A 2,820-nucleotide genomic window follows, 5' to 3' on the forward strand; every position below is an offset into this window, starting at 1 on the left:
GTCTTCCTCGCCGACGGCCGCATCGTCGACGAACTCGCCAACCCCACCGCCGACACCGTCCTGGACCGCATGCGCCGCTTCGACGCCAAGGGCCGCACCAGCTAGGCCCGGTCCCCGCGTAGGCCGACATCACCCCAGACCCTCAGGACTGACACCCCCTCATGTACCGCACCGCACTGCGCAACGTGCTGGCCCACAAGGCCCGACTGCTGATGACGGTCCTCGCCGTCATGCTCGGCACCGCCTTCGTGGCCGGCACCCTCGTCTTCACCGACACCCTCGGCAACGCGCTCAAGTCCCAGAGCGCCAAGAGCTACACCGACATCGCCGTCACCATCAGCGACCGCGACGCCGTCGGCAAGGGGTACGACCGCGGCGGCCGGGGCACCGCCGGGCCAGCCCTGACCGAGGACACGCGCAAGGCGGTGGCGGCCCTGCCGGGGGCCGCCGAGGCCCGCGGGGTGGTCACCGGCTTCGCCGGCATCGCCGACCGCAAGGGCGCCCTGATCGGCGACGGCTTCTCCACCACCGGCACCAACTACGTGCCCGGCGCCGACGGCACCGACCCGCGCTACCCGCTCGTCGACGGCCGGGGCCCGCGCGGCTCCGGCGAGGTGGCGCTGGACGCCAGGACCGCCGAGAAGGGCGGCTACAAGGTCGGCGACACCGTCCGCGTCGCCGTCAACGGCCCGGTGATGGAGCTGAAGCTCACCGGCACCCTGCGCACCAACGACCCGCGCGTCGTCTCCGGCGGCTCGCTCGCCGCCTTCGACACCCCGACCGCCCAGCAGCTCTACCTGAGCCCGGGCCGGTTCGGCGAGATCGACATCAAGGGCCGGCCCGGCGCCGACGACACCGCGCTGCTCACCGCCGTCAAGCAGGCCCTCCCGCAGGGCGGCGACTCGATCGAGGCGCGGACCGGCCGCGAACTCGCCGACGAGCAGGACCGGATGATCGAGCTGGGCACCAAGGGCCTGAGCAGCGTCCTGCTCGGCTTCGCCGCGATCGCGCTCTTCGTCGGCATCTTCATCATCGCCAACACCTTCACCATGCTGGTCGCCCAGCGCACCAAGGAACTCGCCCTGCTGCGCGCCGTCGGCGCCCGCCGCAAGCAGATCGTGCTGTCCGTCCTGGTCGAGGCGATGCTGGTCGGCCTGACCGCCGCGGTGGCCGGCCTGCTCGCCGGCATCGGCATCGCCACCGGCCTGCGCGCACTGCTGAACGGCCCGATGGAGGCCAACCTGCCGGACGGCCCGCTGGTGATCGCCCCGTCCACGGTGATCGCCACGGTCGGCATCGGCGTCGTGGTGACCGTGCTGGCCGCCTGGCTGCCGGCCCTGCGGGCGTCCCGGATCGCCCCGGTCGCGGCGATGAGCTCGGTCGAGCAGCCGGCCTCGCAGAAGAGCCTGCGGGTGCGCAACACGATCGGCCTGCTGTTCACCGCGGCCGGCGTCGGCGCCCTGCTGGCCGGCTCCGCCGCCAAGGAGGGCAAGCTGGTCGGCCTCGGCGCCGGCACGCTGCTGATCGGCGTCTTCGTGCTGACGCCGCTGCTGGCCCGGCCGCTGATCGCGCTGTTCGCCCCGCTGCTGCGCAAGCTGTACGGCACGCCCGGCGTACTGGCCCGGGAGAACGCCGTCCGCAACCCGCGCCGCACCGCGGCCACCGCCTCGGCGCTCACCATCGGCGTCACCCTGATCACCGCGCTGACCGTGGTCGGCGCCTCGGTGAACAAGGCCGTGGACGAGAGCACCGCGAGCGACCTGAAGGCCGACTACACCGTCGCCATGCAGAACTTCTCGATGCTCTCGCCCGAGGTCGCCACCCAGGTCGCCCGGACGCCCGGCGTCAGCGCGATGAGCGTGATGCGCACCGTCGCGGTCGAGACCGGCACCGACGGCGACACCGAGTACGTCACCGGCGTGGACGCCGCGACCATCGACCGGCTGGCCACCATCACGGTGAAGTCGGGCACCGCGGACGCGCTCAAGCAGGGCAGGCTGCTGGTCAGCTCCGGCTACGCCGAGCGCCTGGGCCTGAAGGTCGGCGACACCCTGGCCGTCACCTACCCGGACGGCGCCAAGGGCTCGCTGACCGTCGGCGGCGTGCTGGAGTCCACCACCACGCTGGCCGGCCTGGTCGCCCCGGACTCCCTGGTCGGCCCGCACGCCGCGCCCGGTACCGGGCTGGAGAAGGTCCTGGTCAAGGGCGCCGACGGCGCCGACGCCAAGCTGAAGCAGGCCCTGCGCGACGCCACCGGCGGCAACCCGCTGATCGCCGTCAAGGGCGAGAAGGACATCAAGGCGGAGAACCGCCAGATGGTCACCGCCGTGCTGAACATCATGTACGGCCTGCTGGGCATGTCCGTGGTGATCGCCGTCCTGGGTGTCGTCAACACCATGGCGATGTCGGTGTTCGAGCGCCGCCGGGAGATCGGCATGCTGCGGGCGATCGGCCTGGACCGTCGCGGCGTCGGCCGGATGGTCCGGCTGGAGTCGCTGATGATCGCGCTGTTCGGCGGCGTGGTCGGGGTGCTGCTCGGCATCGTGACCGCCTGGGCGGGCAACCGCACGATGGCGGACACCTTCAAGAACATCACCACCGTGCTGCCGCCGGTCCAGATCCTGGGCTTCCTGGTCGCCGCCGCCCTGATCGGTCTGCTCGCCGCCGTCTGGCCGGCCCGCCGGGCCGCCCGGACGGACATCCTGGGCGCGATCAAGAGCGAGTAGGCACCCGCCCCCCACCCACGCAGAACCGACAGCGCCGCCCGCCGACGGTTGCCCTGGTGTCGACGGTGACGGGCCGGGTGGTGTCGGAGCTGTG

General features: G+C 72.7%; 1 protein-coding gene and 1 pseudogene. Both read left to right on the forward strand.

The features are described 5' to 3' along the window. Positions 1 to 105, forward strand: a pseudogene (locus ACWDRR_RS44315) (ABC transporter ATP-binding protein); the annotation flags it as partial. A 56-nt stretch (positions 106 to 161) separates the two neighbouring features. Beyond that, complete coding sequence (locus ACWDRR_RS44320) at positions 162 to 2,726, forward strand: ABC transporter permease (protein WP_449778018.1); 2,565 nt, start codon at positions 162 to 164, stop codon at positions 2,724 to 2,726. Positions 2,727 to 2,820: the final 94 nt, after the last annotated feature.

This window comes from Kitasatospora sp. NPDC003701 (assembly GCF_053587085.1).